The 23,744-nt window shown below is 36.4% G+C and carries 25 protein-coding genes; 8 read left to right on the top strand and 17 right to left on the bottom strand.

What is annotated here, in order from left to right; translation table 11 throughout:
• Positions 1–49: 49 nt before the first annotated feature.
• On the bottom strand, positions 50–433 hold the full coding sequence (locus tag BST92_RS09480; protein ID WP_105071230.1) for a hypothetical protein: 384 nt from the start codon (positions 431–433) through the stop codon (positions 50–52).
• A gap of 79 nt (positions 434–512) precedes the next feature.
• Complete coding sequence (locus tag BST92_RS09475) at positions 513–668, bottom strand: YqaE/Pmp3 family membrane protein (protein ID WP_081923490.1); 156 nt, start codon at positions 666–668, stop codon at positions 513–515.
• A 160-nt stretch (positions 669–828) separates the two neighbouring features.
• Here BST92_RS09475 and lysS point away from each other — a divergent pair, with 160 nt between their 5' ends.
• The 4 genes from lysS (at position 829) to BST92_RS09455 (ending at position 4,174) form a co-directional block, all read left to right on the top strand.
• The gene (lysS, locus tag BST92_RS09470; RefSeq protein ID WP_105071229.1) at positions 829–2,520 is read left to right on the top strand and encodes a lysine--tRNA ligase; all 1,692 of its coding nucleotides are present in this window, start codon (positions 829–831) and stop codon (positions 2,518–2,520) included.
• 36 nt (positions 2,521–2,556) lie between these two features.
• Entirely contained in the window at positions 2,557–3,135 is a 579-nt protein-coding gene (locus BST92_RS09465) for an OmpH/Skp family outer membrane protein (RefSeq protein WP_105071228.1), read from the top strand.
• 130 nt (positions 3,136–3,265) lie between these two features.
• Positions 3,266–3,631 (top strand): hypothetical protein, encoded by a 366-nt coding sequence (locus BST92_RS09460; RefSeq protein ID WP_105071227.1) that lies wholly within the window; start codon positions 3,266–3,268, stop codon positions 3,629–3,631.
• 153 nt (positions 3,632–3,784) lie between these two features.
• Positions 3,785–4,174 (top strand): hypothetical protein, encoded by a 390-nt coding sequence (locus BST92_RS09455; protein ID WP_105071226.1) that lies wholly within the window; start codon positions 3,785–3,787, stop codon positions 4,172–4,174.
• Positions 4,175–4,242: 68 nt separating this feature from the next.
• Here the strand turns inward: BST92_RS09455 and hemL are convergent, their stop codons facing one another.
• From hemL to BST92_RS09435, 4 genes are read right to left on the bottom strand one after another with little or no spacing between them, the layout of a single operon-like run.
• On the bottom strand, positions 4,243–5,535 hold the full coding sequence (gene hemL, locus BST92_RS09450) for a glutamate-1-semialdehyde 2,1-aminomutase (RefSeq protein ID WP_105071225.1): 1,293 nt from the start codon (positions 5,533–5,535) through the stop codon (positions 4,243–4,245).
• Positions 5,535–6,386 carry a glucosaminidase domain-containing protein gene (locus BST92_RS09445; RefSeq protein WP_170061731.1) on the bottom strand — a complete coding sequence of 284 codons (852 nt, stop codon included), beginning with the start codon at positions 6,384–6,386 and terminating at the stop codon, positions 5,535–5,537. The genes hemL and BST92_RS09445 overlap by 1 nt, the downstream gene beginning before the upstream one ends.
• Entirely contained in the window at positions 6,376–7,341 is a 966-nt protein-coding gene (locus BST92_RS09440) for a 1-aminocyclopropane-1-carboxylate deaminase/D-cysteine desulfhydrase (protein WP_105071224.1), read from the bottom strand. Before BST92_RS09440 ends, BST92_RS09445 begins: the two co-directional genes overlap by 11 nt.
• Positions 7,338–7,673, bottom strand: a complete 336-nt coding sequence (locus BST92_RS09435; protein WP_105071223.1) for a hypothetical protein — start codon at positions 7,671–7,673, stop codon at positions 7,338–7,340. Before BST92_RS09435 ends, BST92_RS09440 begins: the two co-directional genes overlap by 4 nt.
• A gap of 77 nt (positions 7,674–7,750) precedes the next feature.
• Between BST92_RS09435 and BST92_RS15010 the strand changes: the two genes are divergently transcribed.
• From BST92_RS15010 to BST92_RS09420, 4 genes are all read left to right on the top strand, one after another.
• Positions 7,751–7,915, top strand: coding sequence for a C1orf53 family protein (locus BST92_RS15010; protein WP_170061730.1), 165 nt, complete (start codon positions 7,751–7,753; stop codon positions 7,913–7,915).
• Between the two features lie 2 nt (positions 7,916–7,917).
• On the top strand, positions 7,918–9,930 hold the full coding sequence (locus BST92_RS09430; RefSeq protein WP_425437383.1) for a urocanate hydratase: 2,013 nt from the start codon (positions 7,918–7,920) through the stop codon (positions 9,928–9,930).
• Positions 9,931–9,989: 59 nt separating this feature from the next.
• A complete protein-coding gene (locus tag BST92_RS09425) occupies positions 9,990–10,529 on the top strand; it encodes a DUF4136 domain-containing protein (protein WP_105071222.1) in 540 nt (179 codons plus the stop codon).
• 206 nt (positions 10,530–10,735) lie between these two features.
• Entirely contained in the window at positions 10,736–12,445 is a 1,710-nt protein-coding gene (locus BST92_RS09420) for a hypothetical protein (RefSeq protein ID WP_105071221.1), read from the top strand.
• 36 nt (positions 12,446–12,481) lie between these two features.
• On the opposite strand, the gene BST92_RS09415 is transcribed toward BST92_RS09420, so the two are convergent.
• From BST92_RS09415 to BST92_RS09365, 11 genes are all read right to left on the bottom strand, one after another.
• Positions 12,482–12,898: an OsmC family protein gene (locus BST92_RS09415; protein ID WP_105071220.1), complete on the bottom strand. Its 417-nt coding sequence runs from the start codon at positions 12,896–12,898 to the stop codon at positions 12,482–12,484.
• A 30-nt stretch (positions 12,899–12,928) separates the two neighbouring features.
• The gene (locus BST92_RS09410; protein WP_105071219.1) at positions 12,929–13,321 is read right to left on the bottom strand and encodes a hypothetical protein; all 393 of its coding nucleotides are present in this window, start codon (positions 13,319–13,321) and stop codon (positions 12,929–12,931) included.
• Positions 13,322–13,323: 2 nt separating this feature from the next.
• Positions 13,324–15,348, bottom strand: coding sequence for an alpha-ketoacid dehydrogenase subunit alpha/beta (locus tag BST92_RS09405; RefSeq protein ID WP_105072238.1), 2,025 nt, complete (start codon positions 15,346–15,348; stop codon positions 13,324–13,326).
• Positions 15,349–15,455: 107 nt separating this feature from the next.
• Entirely contained in the window at positions 15,456–16,823 is a 1,368-nt protein-coding gene (locus BST92_RS09400) for a dihydrolipoamide acetyltransferase family protein (RefSeq protein WP_105071218.1), read from the bottom strand.
• Between the two features lie 88 nt (positions 16,824–16,911).
• Entirely contained in the window at positions 16,912–17,508 is a 597-nt protein-coding gene (locus tag BST92_RS09395; RefSeq protein WP_105071217.1) for an acyltransferase, read from the bottom strand.
• A gap of 46 nt (positions 17,509–17,554) precedes the next feature.
• A complete protein-coding gene (locus BST92_RS09390; protein WP_105072237.1) occupies positions 17,555–17,929 on the bottom strand; it encodes a four helix bundle protein in 375 nt (124 codons plus the stop codon).
• A gap of 83 nt (positions 17,930–18,012) precedes the next feature.
• Complete coding sequence (locus BST92_RS09385) at positions 18,013–18,765, bottom strand: enoyl-CoA hydratase/isomerase family protein (RefSeq protein WP_105071216.1); 753 nt, start codon at positions 18,763–18,765, stop codon at positions 18,013–18,015.
• 179 nt (positions 18,766–18,944) lie between these two features.
• The gene (locus BST92_RS09380) at positions 18,945–19,178 is read right to left on the bottom strand and encodes a GIY-YIG nuclease family protein (RefSeq protein WP_245910895.1); all 234 of its coding nucleotides are present in this window, start codon (positions 19,176–19,178) and stop codon (positions 18,945–18,947) included.
• Between the two features lie 121 nt (positions 19,179–19,299).
• Positions 19,300–21,840, bottom strand: coding sequence for a phenylacetic acid degradation bifunctional protein PaaZ (paaZ, locus tag BST92_RS09375; protein WP_425437382.1), 2,541 nt, complete (start codon positions 21,838–21,840; stop codon positions 19,300–19,302).
• A 193-nt stretch (positions 21,841–22,033) separates the two neighbouring features.
• Positions 22,034–23,245 carry an acetyl-CoA C-acyltransferase gene (locus tag BST92_RS09370; protein ID WP_105071213.1) on the bottom strand — a complete coding sequence of 404 codons (1,212 nt, stop codon included), beginning with the start codon at positions 23,243–23,245 and terminating at the stop codon, positions 22,034–22,036.
• Positions 23,246–23,273: 28 nt separating this feature from the next.
• Positions 23,274–23,690: a PaaI family thioesterase gene (locus tag BST92_RS09365; RefSeq protein WP_105071212.1), complete on the bottom strand. Its 417-nt coding sequence runs from the start codon at positions 23,688–23,690 to the stop codon at positions 23,274–23,276.
• Between the last annotated feature and the right edge of the window lie 54 nt (positions 23,691–23,744).

Here is a 23,744-nt window from a genome sequence, read left to right as displayed (position 1 = left end):
CAGCCATAAAACTATCAGACTAGTATCTTAAAAAAGAAATAAGACTTTTCTAGTTGTAGACAATCTCATTATTTAATTCTCTTAATTCACTCAAGGTTAAATCATATCGCTCATCAAATAGTTGATTATCCACGATATCTTGCCATGAATTTGTATCATACACATCTTTACTGATAATAATAAGCGTCAAATCTGTATTACCAGAAAAGACACTTTCATCTACAGAAAATAAACTACTACTCATGGATTGAATTAATCTTGAAGATTCAAGACTAGAATCTTCAAACGAAGAAATTACAGAATTATCAAAATCAAAGGCGATATAAATCTCTTCACTAGAATTGTTAGTTACAATAAACGTATTATAATCTTCTTCAATCGAACAAGAAATAATAGTAACCACTGCGATAAATAAAAAAATAAGACGTTTCATTAAATTGGACGATTATATAAAAGGTAATGCTTTTACAACATCATAGATGCTTATTTAACTTATAGGTTGCTTATAAAGGCTAGTTATTTTTATTCAAAATAATTAACGCAGCTATAACTCCAGGAACCCAACCTAGACAAGTTAGTATAAAAACAATTAAAATAGAACCGCATCCTTTCCCTATAACAGATAATGGAGGAAAAATAATCGCGAGTAATACACGCCAGAAACTCATAATTTTATATAGTAATCAGTTGAAAATAATTAAATTATCACCTTAAGAGTAAATAATCTTCAGTCACAATTTAAAACTGCGACTAAAAATAGGACTGCACAAAAACAATTTTGTTACACCATGTAAGCAAGTTATCTTTGCAAGCTTAATAAATTAAGACATGAATCCACTTTCTGAACAAGAAATCATACGCCGCGAGAAACTAGGCAAATTGCGTGAGATGGGAATTGATCCTTATCCTGCAGCTTTATATCCAGTAGATCATACCTCTACATCTATAAAAGCAGATTTCAAGGAAGGTAAACAGGTAAACGTCGCAGGACGTTTAATGTCTAGACGTATTGCTGGAGCTGCCTCTTTTGCTGAGCTTCAAGATAGTGAAGGCCGTATACAAGTATATTTTAATCGTGATGAAATCTGTCCAGGTGATGATAAATCACAGTATAATGATGTTTATAAAAAATTATTAGACATAGGTGACATTATAGGTATAGAAGGTGAATTATTTAAAACACAGGTGGGAGAAATGACCATCATGGTTAAAAAATTCACACTTCTTACTAAAGCATTGAAACCATTACCATTACCTAAGGTTGATGCAGAAGGTAAAGTACATGATGGATTTGTAGATCCAGAAATGCGTTATCGCCAGCGTTATGCAGATCTAGTGGTAAATCCACAGGTAAAAGAAGTTTTTGTAAAACGTACAAAACTCTTCAACGCCATGCGCACATTTTTTAACGACCGCGAGTATTTTGAAGTAGAAACTCCTATACTACAACCTATCCCAGGTGGAGCTGCTGCACGTCCATTTATAACGCATCACAATTCGTTAGACATACCGCTTTATATGCGTATTGCAAATGAATTATATTTAAAAAGATTAATCGTTGGTGGATTTGATGGTGTATATGAATTCAGTAAAAACTTCCGTAATGAAGGTATGGATCGAACTCACAATCCAGAGTTTACCGCAATGGAAATCTATGTCGCTTATAAGGACTACAACTGGATGATGGATTTCACAGAGCGCCTTTTAGAACATTGTGCTGTTTCTGTTAATGGAAAAACAAGTAGTCAGTTTGGAGATCAAACAATAGAATGGAAAGCACCTTATCCTAGAATAACCATGCGTCAATCGATCATTGATTTTACAGGATTTGATATTGATGGAAAAAGTGAGGCTGAGTTATACGCTTTCGCGAAAGCGGAAGGAATAGACGTAGATGCCACAATGGGTAAAGGAAAGCTTATCGATGAAATCTTTGGAGAAAAGTGTGAAGGAAACTATATCCAACCTACCTTTATCACAGACTATCCTAAAGAGATGTCACCACTATGTAAAGCACACAGAGATAATCCAGAACTTACAGAACGTTTTGAATTGATGGTGTGTGGTAAGGAGATCGCAAATGCTTACTCTGAGTTGAATGACCCAATTGATCAACGCGAGCGTTTTGAAGCGCAAGTTGCACTAGGTGATCGTGGCGATGATGAGGCAATGTTTATCGACCAGGATTTCTTAAGAGCACTAGAATACGGTATGCCACCTACTAGTGGACTAGGAATAGGGATGGATCGGTTGATCATGTTCTTAACCAATAATCCTTCTATACAAGAAGTATTATTCTTCCCTCAAATGAAACCTGAGAAGAAAGCTCTAGATCTTACTGAAGATGAAAAAACCGTTTTTGACATTCTTAAAAAACAAACAGAAATGGATTTAAATGAGCTTAAAGAGCAAGTAAGCTTAAGTAATAAAAAATGGGATAAGGCTATAAAAGGCTTAAACGCAAAAAAAATCACCAAAGTAGAAAAGACCGATGATTCTTTAATTATCAAAACTATATAAACCTGAATCATTACCTTTTAAAATTTAAAAATACATATGAAAAAGATTATAGCCCTAGTTGCCGTTTTAACAATCGCAGCATCCTGTCAAGAAACTCAAAAAATTGCTTTTATAGACAATGCTAAAGTTTATGAAGAATATCAAGAAAAAATTGATCTAGAAGCTTCTATTACTAAAAGACAAGAAGACTTTAAGAAAAGAACAGATAGTCTAGCGATGGCTTATCAAGTTGAAGCTGCACCACTGCAAGCAAAATTCAATAAACTAAGCCAACAACAACAACAAACTAATCCAGATATTGTCGCATTTGGTAAGAAATGGCAGATGATAGAGTCTCAAATCAAAACTCAAGAACAAAGTTTACAAGAGCAGCTTGAAAATGATTTAAAAGAATTAGACACTCATGTAGAAGAGTTTATTGCAGACTATGCAAAGAAGAATAATTACTCTTTTGTGCTAGGAAAAAATAAATCTGGTGGATTAATTTATGGTAATGAGTCTAGTAATATTACAGAGACTATCATCAAAGAAATTAATGCTTCATACAGCAGTAAAAAAGATTCTAAGACCCCAAATACTGAGGATAGTACAGAAAATAATGAAACTGCTGAATAGTAAGGTATAACAAACCTATTAGTCTCTTAAAGTTTAAAAAGTCAAGCATATCGCTTGGCTTTTTTTTATACCATTATTAAACCTTTTCATCTTTACTCTAGTCATAGAGATGTAACAAAAAATAAAAAACATGAAAAAGATAATTGTACTAATTGCCTTAATGGTAATGACAGTAACACAAGCACAAGAAGGAAGACAAGGACAGCGAGGAGAAAGAATGAAAGATGTCTCACCTCAAGAAATGGCCACAGTTCAATCTAAAAAGTTAACACTTGCATTAGATTTATCTGATCAACAAGAAAAAGACGTTTATCAAATTCTTTTGAAACAAGCTGAAAAGAGAAAAGCAAACAAAATATCTCGTGAAGATCGTGAAAAACTGACTGATGAGCAGAAGAAGGAAGCAAGACTAAAAATGCTAGATGAAAAGATTGCGGTTAAAAGAAGTATGAAAAAATACTTAATAATGATCAATATGCAGAATGGGAAAAAATGATGCAGCAAAGAGCAAAAAAGCGCGGAAAAGGCGACAGAAAAAGAAAAAATAGAGATTAGTTTGATTTAGTTTAGTTTGGTTTAAAAGTCCTTATCATTAGAATGTTAAGGGCTTTTATTTTGTTTAACTATTTTATTTCTTATTTTTAAAACCTTGAAAAACAACAATCATGAAAAATTACTTTTTATACTAGCAATATCAGTGGCAGGTTTAGGCTATGCTCAAACACCTCAAATAACTGATGCTCAATTAGAAAACAGCCGTTTAATCTCTGAAAAGAATGACAAGATTAATGCAATAATTGATCAAAAGGTAGATCAAATCATGACATTAGGTAATGTAGAAACAAAAAGAAGAGGAGAATTACTTGAGCTAGTCCATGAAAAAGAGACTCAAACTTTAAGTGTAAAAAGAGAAAATCTATCTGATATTGCAATGCAGTCCAAAATCAATGATATCAGCGATAGATTTGAATCTCAACTAAAAACTTTTTTAGGAGAGGAAAAATATGCAATGGTTAAAAACGCGATGAATCCTAAATAAGATTTATTCTTTAACATATAAAAAAGCCGTTTCAATTGAAACGGCTTTTTTATATGTTATATTTTATTCTACCACTCTGCAACTACTTCTCTAGTAGCTTCAATAGTCTTATCTATATCTTCATTGCTCAATGCATTGTTTAAGAAATAACTTTCAAACGCACTAGGTGGTAAATAAATACCACGATTTAAAAGTCCATGGAAAAATTTCTTAAACCAGTCATTATTACCTGTTGCCGCACTAGTAAAATCGATCACTGGTTGATCTGTAAAATGAACAGACATCATGGAACCATATCTATTAATTTGATACGGCATGCCTTTCTCTGTTAATACGACATCAATTCCTTTGTGAAGACGTTCCGTTTTTTGAGCTAGACTCGTAAAGATATCAGGATTGTCATTTAAATGAGATAACATTGCAATACCAGCACTCATAGCTAGTGGATTACCACTCAATGTTCCTGCTTGATAAACAGGACCTAATGGCGCTAGATGATTCATTATTTCTTGTCTCGCAGCAAATGCTCCTACTGGCAATCCACCACCTATCACTTTTCCATAGGTAACTATGTCTGCCTTTACTCCTGTTGTTTCTTGAGCACCACCTGCAGCTAGTCTGAAACCGGTCATCACCTCATCAAAAATAAATAAAGAACCATTCTCATCACAAAGCGACCTTACACCTTCTAGAAAACCCTTTTGAGGAACTATACATCCCATATTACCTGCAATAGGTTCAATGATAACACAAGCTATCTCTCCTTCGTTTTTCTTAAATATATCTGCAACTTGCTCTAGATTATTATACTGCGCTAACAAGGTGTCCTTTGCAGTACCTTGAGTCACTCCAGGACTATTAGGACTACCAAAAGTGACAGCACCACTACCAGCCTGAATTAAAAAAGAATCACTGTGACCATGGTAGCAACCTGCAAATTTGATGATTTTATCACGACCAGTAAATCCACGAGCTAATCGTACAGCGCTCATACAAGCCTCAGTACCAGAATTTACCATACGTATTTGGTCTACGTTAGGTGCCATGGACACTGCTAGTTCTGCTATTTTGGTTTCTAATTCTGTAGGCATACCATAAGAGGTTCCTTTATCTGCAGCTGCTTTTACGGCATCTACTACAGGATCAAAGGCATGACCTAAAATCATAGGTCCCCATGAGGCTATGTAATCGATGATCTTATTTCCATCTACATCATATAAATAAGCACCTTTAGCATGATTAACAAAAACAGGAGATCCGCCTACTGCATTAAATGCACGAACAGGAGAGTTGACTCCACCAGGAATTACTTTTTGCGCTTCTTTAAAAAGCGCACTACTACGTTGATAACTAAATGACATTAAAAATCTTTAGAAATTGGTTTAACAATTAGGACTTGTCCTATACTTAGTGTTGTAGATTTTAAACTATTATAAGTTTTTAATTGTTCTACGGTAAGATTATATTTTTTGGCGATACCATAAAGTGTATCTCCAGATTTAACAATATGACGTTCTGTTTTGTCTGTTGATGTGGTCGTCTCTGTATATGTTTTTACAGGATGACCTAAAACAATGGCATCATATTGATATAGTTGGTATCTTTCTATAAGGCTTATTAATTTTTGAGGATATTTTTTATCAGTCGCATATCCTGCTTTACGTAATCCGTGTGCCCAACCCTTATAATCATCTTTATCTAATTTAAATAAGCCGGCATACCTTTTACGCTGTGTTAAGAATAAAGAATGATCGCGATAAGAATAATCAGGTGAAACGTATTTTCTAAAACACTCTTGATCTTCATCATCATCATGGTAAATGCGTTCACCTGTCCATGCCGTGTGACATTTAATCCCAAAATGGTTATTTGCCTCTACTGATAATCTACCGAATCCAGAACCACTTTCTAAAATACCTTGTGCAAGAGTGATACTTGCTGGAATTTTATAGAGTCGCATTTCCTTCATCGCAACATCTTTAAATTGATCTACATAATTAGCCACTTTATCACCGCTACGCGTTTTTACAGTTTCTGTGATTTTTTCTTCATCTTCAGTAATTACTGTATTATGTGTTTCGGTATTAGGGTTATCGTTACGGGTTTTGGTCGTTTTATCCCGTTTTTTAGTGGTGACCACCTTTTTATTTGAGCCACAAGAAGCTATAAATAAACTAATAAGTGCGATGTAGAGTATGGACTTAAATTTCATTGATATAATCTAAGGTAATTTTGCCTTTTTTTTCTAGCATGTCATTGTATCCTGCGACACTTTGCAAACCGCCAGTATGAATGGCTAAAATACGAGTTTCTCCAGAGATAACGCCAGACTTAATAAGATGTTCTAATCGATACATCATTTTTCCTGTATAAATGGGTTCAAGTGGTATTCCCTTAGGATTTTGCTCAGTTACGCTTTCGCGAAAGCGTCCATTCATAAACTTAATTAATCCATCACTAGACTTTGCATATCCGCCAAATCTATCTTCATTAAATACCATAAAGTTTTCTCTATCGGTATACTTAGCGATCTCATCAAACATAAAATCACCTTTCAATGCCGAAAACACTAATACTCTTTGATGACTTTCTACACTATTAATAATTCCTGCGGCTGTACCACCAGTTCCAGCGGCTAGACAAATGTAATCATATGTAGTTTTGTCCACTGAGGTTAAAATTTCTTCACAACCTTTAACTGCTAGTTGATTAGTACCACCTTCTGGAATGTTATAAAACTCTATAAATTCTGCTTTTAATCGTTGCTGAAATTCTTTTTCATATTTAACTCTATAATCAGAACGAGATATAAATTTAAACTGCATCCCTAATTGATGTGCCGTTTGTAAAGTTTTATTGCTGTTGAGAGTTTTCTCTAGATCGCGTCCTAACTCTTCACCTCTTATAACACCTATGGTTTTAAATCCGCAAATATTCCCAGCAGCCGCTGTAGCAGCAATATGATTAGAAAACGCCCCACCATAGGTGAGTACAGTATTTATACCTTTTTGTTGCGCTTGTAATAAATTGTATTTCAATTTGCGCAGTTTATTCCCAGATACATGAGTATTTAATAAATCTTCGCGTTTTATATCCACTACAATCGCTCCATTATTAAATTCACGATATCGTTGATTCACTGCATTTTTCACATCAAAAATCTTCATACCCTATACTTTTGAGAGTAAAATTTCATAAAACTCAAAGTCCTACGAGATTTTAAGTAATCCAGATCACACTCCATAACATAAGCCTCTCTTTCAAAAACGATATTGCGATATGCTCTATCATGTTTATACTTTAATCTTAACACACAATATTCAATAAGATACCATATAAAAAATGGAATAATTAGCAATTCTAACTGCTGTCTTTCATGGATTTTCTCATGATTCATAAAAACAGGATCTTCAATAGACTTTTTATCTTGAACTAATAAAAATGGCCATATCACCATTCCATTTACCCATTTAAATAATGTAACGCGTCTTATAAACATGGAACAAAAATACCACTTCTAGGATTCTGCTACTACAATACTTTATAGACCGCAAACAGTGTCGTATTTTTATGGCAATGAAAAAAATCATTCCCGTAGAAGAAGGAGATTATTATCTCACACCTCAAGGTTATCGCTGTTTTACAGAACAATACCACCTTAAAAGAGGCTATTGTTGTAAAAGTGGTTGCCGCCATTGTCCTTACGGTTATGATAAATCATCAGATAGTATTAAAAAATAACTATGATGCAAATAGCCCCAAATGATTCTTTAACACGCTTCCGCGAAAGCATAAAACAAGGAATCCCAGATACATTACCAGCACCGTATGTCTATGATTCTAATGTGAATCATGCACCTAAACGCAAAAAAATTCTTTCTGAAGCTGAAGAAGAACTAGCCTTACGCAATGCTTTAAGATATTTTGAACCAAAACATCATGCCACATTACTTCCTGAGTTTAAAAAAGAACTGCAGGATTATGGTCGTATTTATATGTATCGATTTATGCCTGCTTATGAAATCAAAGCTCGTAATATTGAAGATTACCCATATAAATCAAAACAGGCTGCCGCGATTATGTTAATGATTCAAAATAACTTAGATCATGCCGTAGCACAACATCCACATGAATTAATCACCTATGGTGGTAACGGTGGTGTTTTTTCAAATTGGGCACAGTACTTATTAACCATGAAGTACCTCAGTGAGATGACTGATGAACAAACGTTAGCGATGTACAGTGGTCATCCCATGGGACTCTTCCCTTCACATAAAGGTGCACCACGATGTGTTGTGACTAATGGCATGATGATTCCTAATTATTCTCAACCTGATGATTGGGAAAAATTTAATGCATTAGGTGTTACTCAATATGGACAGATGACTGCTGGTTCATACATGTATATAGGACCACAAGGCATTGTTCATGGAACTACAATAACAGTATTGAACGCGTTTAGAAAAATAAAAAAAGAACCTACTGGTAATATTTTTGTTACATCTGGACTAGGCGGAATGAGTGGCGCACAACCTAAAGCTGGTAATATCGCAGGATGCATCACTATCTGTGCTGAAATGAATCCTAAAGCTGTTCATACCAGACACTCACAAGGCTGGGTAGATGTTGTGATTAAAAATACAGAACAATTAATTACACGAGTTAAAGAAGCCCAATCTAACAATGAGATTGTATCCATAGCATATGAAGGTAATATTGTTAATGTATGGGAAGCACTTTATGAGGCAAACATAGACATATCTATAGGTAGCGATCAAACCAGTTTACACAATCCTTGGGCAGGTGGATACTATCCAGTTGATTTAAGCTTTGAAGAGTCTAATGAGATGATGAGTGATCATCCCGAAGAATTTAAAAAAGAAGTGCAACGCTCATTGCGCAGACATGTAGATGCCATAAATAAACACACAGATAAAGGCACTTATTTCTTTGATTATGGTAACGCATTCTTACTAGAATCTAGCCGTGCAGATGCTGATATCACTGGTGAAGACAAAGAGTTCAGATATCCATCTTATGTACAAGACATTATGGGACCTATGTGTTTTGATTACGGCTTTGGTCCATTTAGATGGGTTTGCGCATCTAATGATCCAGAAGATCTTAAGAAAACAGATCAAATTGCGACAGATGTATTAGAGCAATTATCACAAGATGCACCTGAATGTATCCAACAGCAAATGCAGGATAATATAAAATGGATAAAAGGCGCTCAAGAGAATAAACTTGTAGTAGGTTCTCAAGCACGCATCCTTTATGCAGATGCGCAAGGACGTATAGAAATAGCAAGAGCATTTAATAAAGCGATTGCTGATGGTTACATAGGACCAGTTGTTCTAGGTCGTGATCATCACGATGTATCAGGTACAGATTCACCATATAGAGAGACCTCTAATATATATGATGGCTCTCGTTTCACCGCAGATATGGCGATACAGAATGTAATAGGAGACAGTTTTAGAGGTGCTACCTGGGTATCTATTCACAATGGTGGTGGCGTCGGTTGGGGCGAGGTAATTAACGGTGGTTTCGGCATGTTTATTGATGGTACTATTGAAGCAGAAACGAGACTTGAGTCTATGCTTTTTTGGGATGTTAATAATGGTATTGCTAGACGTAACTGGGCTAGAAATGACAATGCTGTTTTTGCTATTAAAAGAGCTATGGAATTGAATCCACAGCTGCAAGTTACCTTACCGCATAGCGTGAGTGATGATTTATTGAATAAAGTTTAATTGCTTTTGAGAAAGTTGATTAGTAATCACGTTTTCGCAAAAGCGTAATCTATAAAGCCATGATAAAAAAAGCTACTTTACTAATCGCAGCAATTGTATTGCTAGTAGGATGTCAAACCGTGAGAGTTTCTCAAGACTATGCAGTAGGAACCGATTTTAATCAATTTAAGACCTACGGATATTTTAAACAAGGTATCGATGAGGCTGACATTAACGACTTAGATAAAAAACGTATTTTAAAAGCAATTGATGCACAAATGCTAGCGAGCGGCTGGAGCAAATCACAAACGCCTGACGTTATGATCAACATTTTCACTAAAACACAACAGCGTGTTGATGTGTACAACAATTGGGGCTGGAATGCTGGCTTTGGTTGGGGCTGGGGCGGACTAGGCTGGAATAACGGTTTTGGCGGCAATAATGTAAACACAGTTAATGAAGGTGTTCTACATATAGACTTTATAGATGCGCAAAAAAAAGAATTAATATGGCAAGGTGTAGGAACTGCGCCTATACGTAGTAACGACCCAGTTAAAAAAACAGAACGAATTAATAAAATCGTACAAGAAATCTTAATGCAGTATCCACCAAAACAATAATCCTATTACATTTTAACTCAAATCCCATTTCTTTAATATGAAATGGGATTTTTTTATTTTACAGTGTACAAATTTCCGTTCAACGGTATGGCAAAAATGACATTTTACCGATTTAAAAAGCAAAAACATCGACAAAGTGTTTCATTATGATATTATTAGGTCATCAATGGGTAACATAACTTAAATTTGAAGACAATTTTATTTATATGAGAATATTTACTCTTTTATTTATTTTTCTGAGCTCTCAAGTCATTTTTGCGCAAGTCGGGATCAACACTTCTTCCCCAGCAGATGGAACCGCACTAGATATTAATGAAACTGATAAAGGAATTCTTATACCTAAGGTAGCTCTATCAGCCAGTAATAGTTTATCTGGAATCTCACTTTCTGGAAGCACTCTAGAAGAAGGAGTTTTAGTCTACAACATAAATGTTGTAAATGGTTCAAATCCTTTAAATAAAGGCTTTTACTATTGGAATGGTACAGATCAATGGATTGCTTTAGGGAATGACTCGGATTGGTCTCTTGAAGGTAATACCATCACTTCAACAAATAGATTAGGGAGTAATAATTCACAACCTGTGATTATAAAAACAAATAGTAGTGACAGATTTAGATTTGAGACTAACGGAACATTACGAAGTATTGCTAACGGTACTGAGACTTCACCTAGTTATTCTTTTGTGAACTCATCAAATTCTGGAATGTATTTAAGCTCGAGTAACCTCAATCTTACTTTTACCAGTAATGGTGACGATTTTCTAGCTCATCAATCTTTTGGTAGTTCAAGTCAGATTACCTTTAATCCTGATGGTGATCCAGATATGAATCTACAAATACGTGGAGATTCTGGAGTGATACTCAATGCAAATCCAGAGAGAGAAAACATTCAAATAGGAGCAAATAGTAATCCTGATTATGCTTCTTTATCTTTAGCTCATAGTGACAAAGGTTTTCTACCTAACCGTATTAATATTGCAGATTTATCAACCTTTGCTCCATTAGTAAGTGATCCATTAAATGGACTAATTGCTTATAATTCCAGGACGAGCTCAGGTACAGAAGGTTTATATGTCTGGCAAGAAAGATGGAATAGAATTATAACATCTGCTGACAAGGATTATGACTGGCATGTAGAATCTACTACTAACGCTGCTACTGATATTACTGATAACATTTACACTAATGGTAGTGTAGGAATAGGTACTACTTCTATAGAAGATGCAGCTAGTCTAGAGCTAGGAGCTACAGATAAAGGACTATTGATAAATAGAGTTGCTCTTACTGACGCATCACTAGCTGCACCTGTAACTGGTGTTGTAAAAGGAACAATTATCTACAATACTAATGAAGACCTCAGTCCATCAGGTTATCGCAACGATGTTAGAGAAGGATTATATTCATGGAACGGAAGTAGATGGATTCCTCAATTTAGAGAAGATCGTTCAGCGCGATTCGGTAATGCCGCTAGTAGACCACAAAACCTTAATGATTTTACAGGAAATGAATTAGAGTTATTTGCTTTCAATGAATGGAATGATGACACAAGTCTTTTTACTGTTGCTGAAAGTGATTCACAAACTCGTCTTACCGTTAATGAAGATGGACGCTACAGAATTGTTGTAGCAATGGCGATGGTTATTGACCCTACGACTACTGTGGCCGACTTACAATTAGATGCAGAATTAAGAATTGATCGATCTGGATCTTTTGAGTTTCCCGGATCACCTACATCAAATAATTACATAAGAAATCGAAATGGAGTTAATACTTCCAGTATTAACATCACTGAAATAATTGAAATTCAAGCTGGTGATGAAATTTTTGTTCATGTTGAACAAGCTGGAAATAATGGAACCATTACAATGCGGCCTGATGCTGGTAGCAACTTTTTTACGATTGAGAAAATAAAATAATTTCAAAATCATCTTCAAATAAACAAGCCTTCTTAACTAAGAAGGCTTGTTTATTTGAATACTATATGTAATCTCCACACACTTATCAAAACTCTTTGAAACTGAGCAATATTTAGCAAAACTTAAATCTGCAGCTTTTTGAGCTTTATCTGGATGGATATCTCCTTCTAATTTCACAAGAACATGCATAGATTTAAATGGCTTAGAATCATCTAACTCATAACGCTCTCCAGTTACCTCAACCTTATAACTAGTAATATTCTGGCGTTGTTTTTTTAAAATCGCGATAATATCTATCGCACTACAAGAGCCTACACCCATAAGAAGTAACTCCATAGGACTTACTCCTTGAACAGTTTCCATACCGCTATGGTCTATCATCACGGTGTTTCCAGAAACACCTTTTGCTTCTAGTAGATATTCTGTATTCTTTCTTTCTAGGGTTATTTTCATGCTTTCTAGCTATAATTTTAATTAAAAAACTTATTTAACTCTAACTTTAGGTCGGTAATAAGATATCGTTTCAGAATTTCCCCAATTGATTTTTAATTCTTTATAAGTTTGAAATAGGAGTTTGCCAGAATAAACTTTCGAATTTCTGAAATAGAAAATACTATCCATTTTCAAAACATATTTTTGATTCTCATTTTTAGTAAAGTTATTTTCCTTATTTAATCTATAACCATCTTTATAAATAACATAGCTCTTGTCCGATGGATAATTGATAAGCCATTTTCCCTGAACCGCATTTTCATTAAATGTAAACAAAGTATCACCAGGTTTTAATACATAACTTGGTGATTGAACATAGCTGTAATTCCTATGCGCGCATGAAAGAACAACAATCAGTACGAATAAAACTAGAAATCGCTTCATAACTAATAAAACAATATTTCCTTAATCTTAGTTTTTACTTTCTCTGTACTTGGAATCATCGTTTCTTCAAGCACTGAATTTAATGGTATCGCTGGCATATTTTCTGAACCTATAACCATTACTGGTGCGTCTAAATATCTAAAACACTCTTCTTGAATACGACCTTGTAAGGCACGTGAGAAACTATTTTCACTAGGTTCTTCGGTGACTACTAAACACTTACCACATTTTTTTACACTAGCAAAAACGGTCTCATAATCTAGTGGATGCAGCGTTCTTAAATCCACTACTTCTACTCTATCCTGTAAGCCTAATTCTTCTGTAGCATTCATTGCCCAGTGCACACCCATTCCGTAAGTAATAATACTCAAGGTTTCTTCTTCCTGTTTTTTCCAGATTTCTTGAAGCACCCATGCTTTCCCAAAAGGCAATACATAATCTTCACTAGGCTCTACACTTGTAGCTCCTTTAGTTCCTTTTACTTTAGACCAGTACAATCCTTTGTGCTCAAAAATCACCACCGGATTAGGGTCATAATAAGCAGCTTTCATCAATCCTTTTAAGTCGGCGCCATTTGATGGATAGGCGATCTTTAAACCTCTTATGTTAGACACCACGCTTTCCATAGAACTAGAGTGGTAAGGACCACCAGAACCATAAGCACCTATCGGAACGCGCAAGATCATCGATACTGGCCATTTTCCATTACTTAGGTAACAAGAACGAGACACCTCTGTAAACAGCTGATTCAATCCAGGCCAGATATAATCTGCAAATTGCACCTCTACGATAGGTTTTAAACCTGCAGCACTCATTCCTACCGTACTACCTACTATAAATGCTTCTTGAATCGGCGTATTGAATACTCGATTATCGCCAAATTTTTGTGCCAGCGTCGCCGCTTCTCTAAAAACACCACCTAATCTACCACCTACATCTTGCCCATATAACAAGCATTCTGGATGTTTTTTCATTAATTCCTCAATGGCAAACAGTGCACAATCTACCATCACGACTTTTTCTGCGCCTTCTGGAGAGCGTTCTCCTTTTTCTTCCGTAATTGGAGTTGGCGCAAAATCATGTGTGAATAAATCTGATGGCTCAGGATCTGGCATGGTCATAGCTTGCTCAAGAGCTTTTTTAGATTCCGCTTTCGCGAAAGCGTCATAATCATCCACATCCTGCTCACTAAATCCATTATCGAGCAATAACTGTCTCATACGCGGATACGGATCACGGCTTCTTGCCTCTTCCAAATCATCACGATAAAACTCCATTCTTACACCACTCGTGTGGTGATTCAACAAAGGAACTTTAGCATGGACTAAAAACGGTCTGCGTTCTGTCCTTATTTTTTCTATCACCGCATTCAAAGTGTTGTAACTTTCTTCAAAGTCAGTTCCATCAATGGAAATGGCCTCTATTCCATGGAATCCAGCAGCATATTCTGCCGCATTTTGTGCACGAGTCTCTGCAGCATTTGCGCTGATATCCCAACCGTTATCTTGCACTAGATATAAAATAGGCAATTGCTTTAAAGCTGCCATTTGAAAAGCCTCAGCAATCTCACCTTCGGTCACAGATGCATCACCTAGAGAACAAACGACAATGGAATCAGAACTTGAACTTGAATTTGAATTTGAATCAATAGCAACTCTTTGTTCATCAGTTAAACTCTCACGATAGTGAAGTCCTAAAGCAACACCAGTCGCAGGAATCGCCTGCATTCCTGTAGCACTAGATTGATGTGGGATTTTAGGCTTATCGATATCATTCAATGATGGATGTGAATAATACGTACGTCCACCAGAAAATGGATCATCTTTTTTAGCCAGTAACTGCAACATTAAATCATAAGGTTTCATCCCTATAGAGAGTAACATGGCATCATCACGATAGTACGGAAACGCATAATCTTGAGGTAACAACTGCATTCCTAGCGCCGTCTGAATCACCTCGTGACCACGACTAGTTGCATGCACGTACTTAGAAACTGTTTTAAAGTTCTCTTCGTAGAGTTCTGCCATGGCTTTGGCAGTTGTTAGGTTTTTGTAACCGAATTCTAAAATTGACTTTTCCAATTTGTTTGTTTTTATGTCAAGCCGTTGTAGAACGGCTATGCTTAATAATTAACTCAGTAGATTTTTAATTCGTCTTCGACAAGCTCAGACTGACACCTAAATTTTTTTAAAAAATCTTTATCAGGTGCAGCTTCTAAATTCAAAGCCACTTGCTTTAAAAAACTACCTCCCAAAAAGCCATCTACTACTCTATGATCAAATGATAATGATAGCATCATCATACTTCTTATCTCAATACTGTCCACGCCATCTATGGTTATTACCTCGGCACGTTTTTTTATAATTCCTGTTGCAAGAATAGCCACCTCTGGCTGATTGATAATAGGTGTTCCCATTAATGAACCAAAAGTTCCCACATTTGATATAGTAAACGTTCCACCTTTAATATCGTCACCACCTAATTTATTTTCTCTTGCTAGGTTTGCCATGCGATTCACATCTGCAGCGATTTCTTGTAGAGATTTTTGGTCTGCATTTTTAACCACAGGTACTATTAAATTACCTGATGGTAATGCTGTTGCCATTCCTACATTGATATTTTCTTTAACGATGATATTGGAACCATCTACACTAGCGTTGATATTAGGATATTCTTTAATCGCTCTCGCTACTGCATCTACAAAAAGTGGTGTAAACGTTAATCGCTCACCGTATTTTTCTTGAAAAGGTGCTTTATTTTTATTACGCCAGTTCACTAAATCTGTAAGATCTGCTTCTACATAAGCAGTCACATGTGGACTGGTATGTTTAGAATACACCATATGATCTGCAATCATAGAGCGCATGCGGTCCATTTTTATAATGGTTCCAGTTCCTTTATCCAGTTTTAATTGAGGTATACGGTATGCGGTAGGATCTGGTTCATTTGAGACTGCTTGCGCAAACTGAAAAGGTCTACCTTCATTAATATAATTTACCACGTCACTCTTGCGCAATCTACCTTCATGACCAGTTGCTGGTATGCGAGCAAGTTCCTCATAAGAAATATGATGCTTACGTGCCATACTATCTATGAGCGGACTCACAAAAAGATCTTGATTAACATAAGAATTAGAAACCGCAGTAGCTTTTGAACTTGCTTTTACCATCTTAGGCGGCTTATCTACGATTAAATCTTTTTTAACTGCCTGATTAGCATTTGAAGATTTTGGGCCAGCCGCAGTTTTTACAGTACCATCAGACTCTTCAAACTGTGCAATCACGCTTCCTATTTCGACAACATCACCGTCGGTAAATAAATGTTTAGACATTACACCTGCCACAGGTGCCGGCACCTCATTATCTACCTTATCCGTTCCTACTTCTACAAGAATATCTCCTTCTTCAAAAGCTTCTCCTTCTTGAACTAGCCAGTTAAGTATTGTTCCTTCTGTAATTGATTCTCCCATTTTTGGGAGTATAAAATCCATAGTCTTTGCCATGGCATAAAAATAAGAAAACTAACGCTTGTTAGTAGTGAAAAGTTTGTTGTAATTCTGCTTTCGCGAAAGCGGATCTACAACAATTATTTTATTTACCTTTAATCTCCTGTAGTGTCTTATAAAAATCTTCTTGAACAGGTCTATTTTCAGGAATCTCACGAAGTGGTTCTACTTCTTGCATGGTCTCGTGACAGTCTGCAGGTAGTTGTTGATATAGTTTAGTTCCAGCAGTTTTCCACTTGATCATTTGATCAGAAACATCTTTAATTTTTTTGGCTGGATTTCCTACGATAAGACTACGTGGTTCAAAAACGGCTTCGGCTTTTACAAATGCCATGGCACCTACTATGCACTCGTCTCCTATAATTGCGTCATCCATAATGACACTATTCATACCTATCATACAATTGCGACCTAGGTTTGCGCCATGGATAATAGCTCCGTGACCTACGTGCGCACCTTCTTTAAGCGTGATGCTTTTACCTGGAAACATATGGATCGTACAATTTTCTTGCACATTCACACCATTTTCAATTATGATCTCACCCCAATCACCGCGTATTACTGCACTAGGCCCAACATAACAATTCTTACCTATAATCACATTACCAATTACAGTTGCTTGTGGATGCACAAAACTAGACTCGTGAATTACTGGAATGTGGGATTTGAAAGAGTAGATCATAGAGCTATGAGTTTTGAGCTATGAGCGGTTAGCTCCTAGCGTTCAATTATTTTGATTTTAATTTACTTCTTAGTCCAAAAATCATTTTACCTATTTCAGTAAGCACGGCTCGATTATTTTCAAATTCCTCTTTTGAGATATACTTTCTCAGAAATGCTTTAGTATTCCAGGTAACGCATTCATGACTGCTATCCCAGGCCATTTTTAGGTATCTATTAAAATTAGGATCTGTGCTTCCTGAACCTTCTGATATATTAGCTGCTATTGAATCTGCTGCTCGACAGAATTGTGAGGATAAGCGATACATTTCCTTTTTAGGAAATTTATCTACAAGTTGATTAATAGTCTCGCCAAAATAAACAGCTTTTTGATAAACCTTTAGATTTTCAAAACTGAAATGATAATTACTTTCAAATTCCATAATTCTAATTTGAATATTTATTGTCATTTTATTAGGATCCACTTATAACTCATAGCTCATAACTCATAACTCATAACTCAAGACTAGCGAAAGCGCTTCAAGGTCTCCTTAGTAAACTCACTCAATACCAATCTTCCAGAAATCTTTGCTCTTTCAAAAAGTAATTGATCCCAATTTTCACAACCAGTCCAGAACATCTTTTTCATCTCGACCATAGCATCTGGATTATAAGTGCATAGGTTCTCTGCAAATGCTTGTATTCCTGCGTCCATTTCTTCTGTAGATTCATACACTTCAGCAAATAGCCCGTTGTCTTTTGCCCATTGTGGTGAATAGAATTCGTTTGCGTTTATGGCGATCTGGCTCATTCCAGTTAATCCTAGTTTGCGCTCTACCGCTGGACCTACTACAAATGGTCCGATTCCTATGTTGAGTTCGCTTAACTTAATACTAGCAAATTTAGTAGCAAAACAATAGTCTGTGGCTGCAGCAACTCCTACTCCACCACCTACTGTTTTTCCTTGCACACGGCCTAATATGAACTTAGGACATTTGCGCATTGCGTTGATCACGTTTGCAAAGCCAGAGAAGAATACTTCGCCAGTTTTTTCATCATCGATTGCGATGAGCTCTTTAAAACTTGCTCCTGCACAAAAAGTGCGTTCTCCACCAGATTTTAGGATGATTACTTTGGTCGCATCGTCATTTCCAGCATCAGTAATAGCTTGTGCTAGTTGTGCTAGAATATCACCTGGCAACGAATTGTGCGCTGGGTGAAAGAATTCTATGGTTTGTATTTGATTTTCTGTTGTTGTTTTTACGTATTCCTTTGTCAAAATGTATGTCTTAATGTCAAGCCGCTGTAGAGCGGCTTCGGTTATAATTTATCTCCAAAGCTTTTAAATACCAAGCCCTATTTAATTTATCTAAATATTTATTTAAATCTCTCCTTATTGGTAATAAAACCAGTGAAATCCCAATCTTCTGCCAGATCATTCCAATCTGGATTTATACTCTATATCAAATTAATCTTATATTCTCGTTTCCATTTTTTAATAAGTTTTTCACGCTTAATAGCTTCTGTTGGGTTGTCATGTTTTTCAAACCAAACTAACTGCTTGATATTAAATTTACCAACATGAGTTTCAAAAGTAGCATTCTTATGGTCAAAGACTCGCTGTTTAATATTGTTAGTCACACCTACATAAAATAGTTTATTCTCAACATGAGACATTATGTATGTATACATTGTTTTCATCACGGATTGTGAATTATTACTGTCATCTCCATTAGAATTTAGCGAAGCCGCTCTGCAGCGGCTTGACCTACTAAAAGGCTTTTGTAACGCCTGCGCGGATGTTTTGAACAGTTTAACCTACTAGATTAAACTGTTCAAAATGATGACTCAAATGCTTTCTCTCTAACAAGGTCCATTCATACTTACTCAACGGTCCAAAAACAGCATTCTTTGTTGATGCTTTTGGATTCTTTTTATAGAAATCTAGATATTCATTTCTAGCTTCTAATAGTTGTTGTTTTGCCGTTTCTAAATCTCCATGTTTTAAGTCTTCAAGTGTTCCATCTTGTTTCATTAATGGCATTTTGTGATTTTGTGGCATCTTGTCATAATTCCACAAAGTCGCTGCTACTTTTTCTAGATATTCATCTGGTGTAGCCACTTCAAAATCTTGAATCTCTCCACTAGCAATTCTATAGCTCATCTCTAGATGTTCTACCATATGTTGTGGTGTCATCGTTCCCCATTGAGGTTTTGCATTTGCATCTAATTTTGCTAAAGCAGACTTGATATAATCTTCTGTAATTTCTGGAAATACCGTTTGTTTTTTCTCTACCATGGTAAGAATGGTTGCCACAGCTACCAGTGCTGTTGCTTCTTCATCAGTCTTACCATTTTCATAATCTACAGGCTCTGCATCAAAAACTTCTACATACCATTTTACAATTCCAGATGGGTGCTCACGACCAGCGACGTCTCTTTCTCTTTTTTCTTTACAAGTCAAACGTACATAAATCGTGTCATTGTGATATAATGGTCTCAAGAAACGAATATCTTCTAGACCATAATTTGCACTTACCGGACCTTTATTAGGATAAACAAAAAGTCCTGCTGCGGCACTGATTATAAAGTATCCGTGCGCGGTACGTTTCTTAAAAATACTACCATCTAAACTGGTAATATCTGTATGCGCATAGAAATGATCCCAAGTAAGGTTTGCAAAATTCTGGATATCATTATCAGTCAGTGTTCTTTTATGCGTCTCTAGACTCATTCCTGGCTTGATATCTTCATAATGGTATGAGAATGGATGATTCTCTGCTTTTTTATAAGCACCATTAGGTTGATAGATTCCGGTGATTTCAGTTAACGAAGTTGGACTTCCTTGAACGGCACAACGCTGCATGTAATGTTTAATACCTCGCAGTCCGCCCATTTCCTCGCCGCCACCAGCACGTCCTGGTCCACCATGCACTAACAATGGTAACGGCGATCCGTGACCTGTGGATTGTGGTGCGCTATCTCTATTTAAAGTCAATATTCTACCATGAGACGATGCTGCGTTTATGGTGTACGCTTTCGCGAAAGCGTCATCACTAGTAACTACACTGCTCACCAACGAGCCTTTACCCATGTGAGCTAGCTCGATTGCCTCATCTATATTTTTATAAGGCATCAAAGTACTCACAGGACCAAAACATTCTATCTCGTGAGCTGCGGTATTTTTAAACGGTTGATCTTCTCGCATTAAAATAGGTGACATAAACGCTCCTTTTTGGGCGCGATCTCCTAAAATCTCCACCTCATCTAAGTTACCATAAACCATTTGTGCGGTTTGAGCAATTTTTGAGATTTGAGATTTAGTAGTTTCTCTTTGATCGTTATTAATAAGAGCACCCATGCGAGTTTCTCTCAATAATGGATCACCTATCACTGTTTTGGAAAGTTGTTTCCCTAATGCAATTTGTACATCTTCCATTAAGTTTTCTGGGACAAGAATCCTTCTAATCGCAGTACATTTTTGTCCAGCTTTAGAGGTCATCTCTTTACGTACTTCTTTTACAAATATGTCAAATTCTGGCGTTCCAGGAACAGCGTCTGGTCCTAAAACAGAAGAGTTTAAAGAATCGGCTTCCATGGTAAAAGGAACTGATTCTTCTAAAAGTCTTGGATGTGCTTTAAGCTTTCTACCTGTTGCTGCACTACCTGTGAATGTTACTACGTCTTGCGAGTTGACTGTATCTAAAATACTTGTGGTCAATCCACTTAGGAGCTGTAAAGATCCTTCAGGAAGTATACCTGAATTTATGATTTCACGCACTACAGCTTCCGTTAAAAAGGCTGTTTGTGGTGCTGGCAACACGACTGCTGGCATACCAGCCATCCAGTTTACAGCACATTTTTCTAACATTCCCCATACAGGGAAGTTAAAGGCGTTGATATGTACGGCGACACCTCTGCGAGGTACTAGAATGTGATGTGCCATAAAACGACCACCACGCGATAAATCTATAGGGTCACCTTCTACCGCATAGGACTGATCTGGAAAGAGTTTTCTTAAACTAGCATTTGCAAATAAATTTCCAAAACCACCTTCTATATCTACCCAACTATCTGCACGTGTGGCACCAGTTTTATAACTAATGTCATAAAATGCTTTTTTTCTTTTATTGAGGTAAAGTGCTAATTTCTTAATCATATTACCACGTTGCTGAAACGTCATATCTCTCAACACCTTACCGTGGTCGCGACCATATTGTAACGCACTAGCAATATCTAAACCTTCTGTACTTGTAAGACCTATGATATCACCAGTAATGGCGTCATACATATTACGTGTAGATTTCTCCTCACCAGCAATCCACTGGCCATTGATGTAACTTTCTAGAATCATAATTTCTTAATAGATAGTTGTGATCTCGCTTCCGCGAAAGCGTAACACTTATATGCCTACGAAAATACAAAAAGTGAGTGGAAAGACTAACAGTTGTTAGTTAAAGTAAAATAGTAATATTTTTGCTCTAAATAAAAAGTCTCTAAATCCAATAAAGATTTAGAGACTTATAAGTTTAATTTAGGAGATTGTTCTAACTAACATTCTCAATCACCATCGCATACCCTTGCCCTACTCCTACGCACATAGTTATTAAGGCATATTTCTTATTAGTTAATTGAAGTTCTAATGCAGCACTATAAGCTAATCTAGTTCCAGTCACACCTAGTGGATGCCCTATCGCGATAGATCCACCATTCGGATTAAGTCTTGGATCATCATCTGCAAGTCCCCAAGCTCTGGTGCAAGCTAGTGCTTGTGATGCAAATGCTTCATTCAATTCTATCACATCCATATCAGCTAGCGTTAAACCTGCCTTTTCTAATGCTTTATTACTCGCTGTAACTGGACCTATTCCCATAATGCGTGGCTCTACTCCAACTACCGCACTACTCACCACTCTAGCCATAGGCTTTAAGTTATATTTCTTTACAGCATCTTCACTGGCAATAATCGTTGCAGCGGCACCATCATTTAAACCGCTGGAATTTCCCGCAGTAACAGAACCACCGTCTTTTTTAAAGGCTGGACGTAGTTTTGCTAGAACTTCTTTAGTTGTAGTCGGTTTGATGAACTCGTCATCTTTAAAGATGATAGGATCTTTTTTACGTTGTGGAATTTCTACAGCTACTATTTCTTTAGCCAATCTTCCTGATTGTTGAGCTGCTGTCGCTTTTTGTTGGGACCACGCTGCAAATGCATCTTGATCTTCTCGAGAGATTGTAAATTTCTCTACAAGGTTTTCAGCAGTGTTTCCCATTCCGTCTACACCGTACATTTCGGCCATTTTGTGATTGACAAAACGCCAACCAAAACTAGAATCGTACATCTTAGAATCGGTACCAAAGGCGCTACTAGGTTTTGCAATTACTAATGGTCCACGAGTCATATTCTCTACTCCACCAGAAATAAAAACATCTCCATCACCAGTTTGTATTGCTCTATGTGCATGCACAATAGCACTTAATCCACTACTACACAGTCTGTTGACCGTTTCTCCTGGAACTGTAACTGGTAAACCAGCGAGTAATGCTGCCATACGTGCTACATTACGGTTATCTTCTCCTGCCTGGTTAGCACAGCCCATGATCACATCGGCATAGGCGTCTTTTGGGATATTTGGATTACGCTTTACTACAGTTTTTATAACATGTGCCGCAAGATCATCTGGTCTTATGGTAGATAATGTTCCTTTGTAATTTCCTATGGGTGTACGAACACCGTCGATTATATATGTGTTTTTCAAAATATTAATTTTTAGTTTTTATATTTTTTTATTCCCAATCCTTATTAGTCCTATAAACCACTCCTTTAAAAAGTGCCACCAACTCATCGCCTTTTTTTACCTCAACGATGTTAAAACCTACTTTGGTTTTGGTTTTGTCTAGGGTACATTCTGCTGTAATGTAGTCGCCTTCTTCTAATGCTTCTATGTGGTTGATGCTTGTTTCTATGGATACAGCAAATTTACCGTGCGTGTTGGATGAAAAACCAAAAGCAGTATCTGCCAGCGAGTAAGTAATCCCACCATGTGCTTTTCCCATACTATTCAACATTTCTGGTCTTATGGTCATTCCTAACTTTACACAACCTATTTCTACAGAAAGGATTTCAATACCTAACCATGTAGAATATGGATCAAGTGAAAGCATTTTTGCTGGAATATCAGTTCCTTTAAGTTTTTGAGTCATTTAGTTGGTGAGTTGGTGAGTTGGTGAGTTGGTGAGTTGGTGAGTTGGTGAGTT

Source organism: Nonlabens arenilitoris, from assembly GCF_002954765.1.
In the GTDB taxonomy this organism is placed as follows: Bacteria; Bacteroidota; Bacteroidia; order Flavobacteriales; family Flavobacteriaceae; genus Nonlabens; species Nonlabens arenilitoris.
The sequence above is the reverse complement of the archived record's forward strand: the minus strand, read 5'-3'. Positions and strand labels throughout refer to the sequence as shown.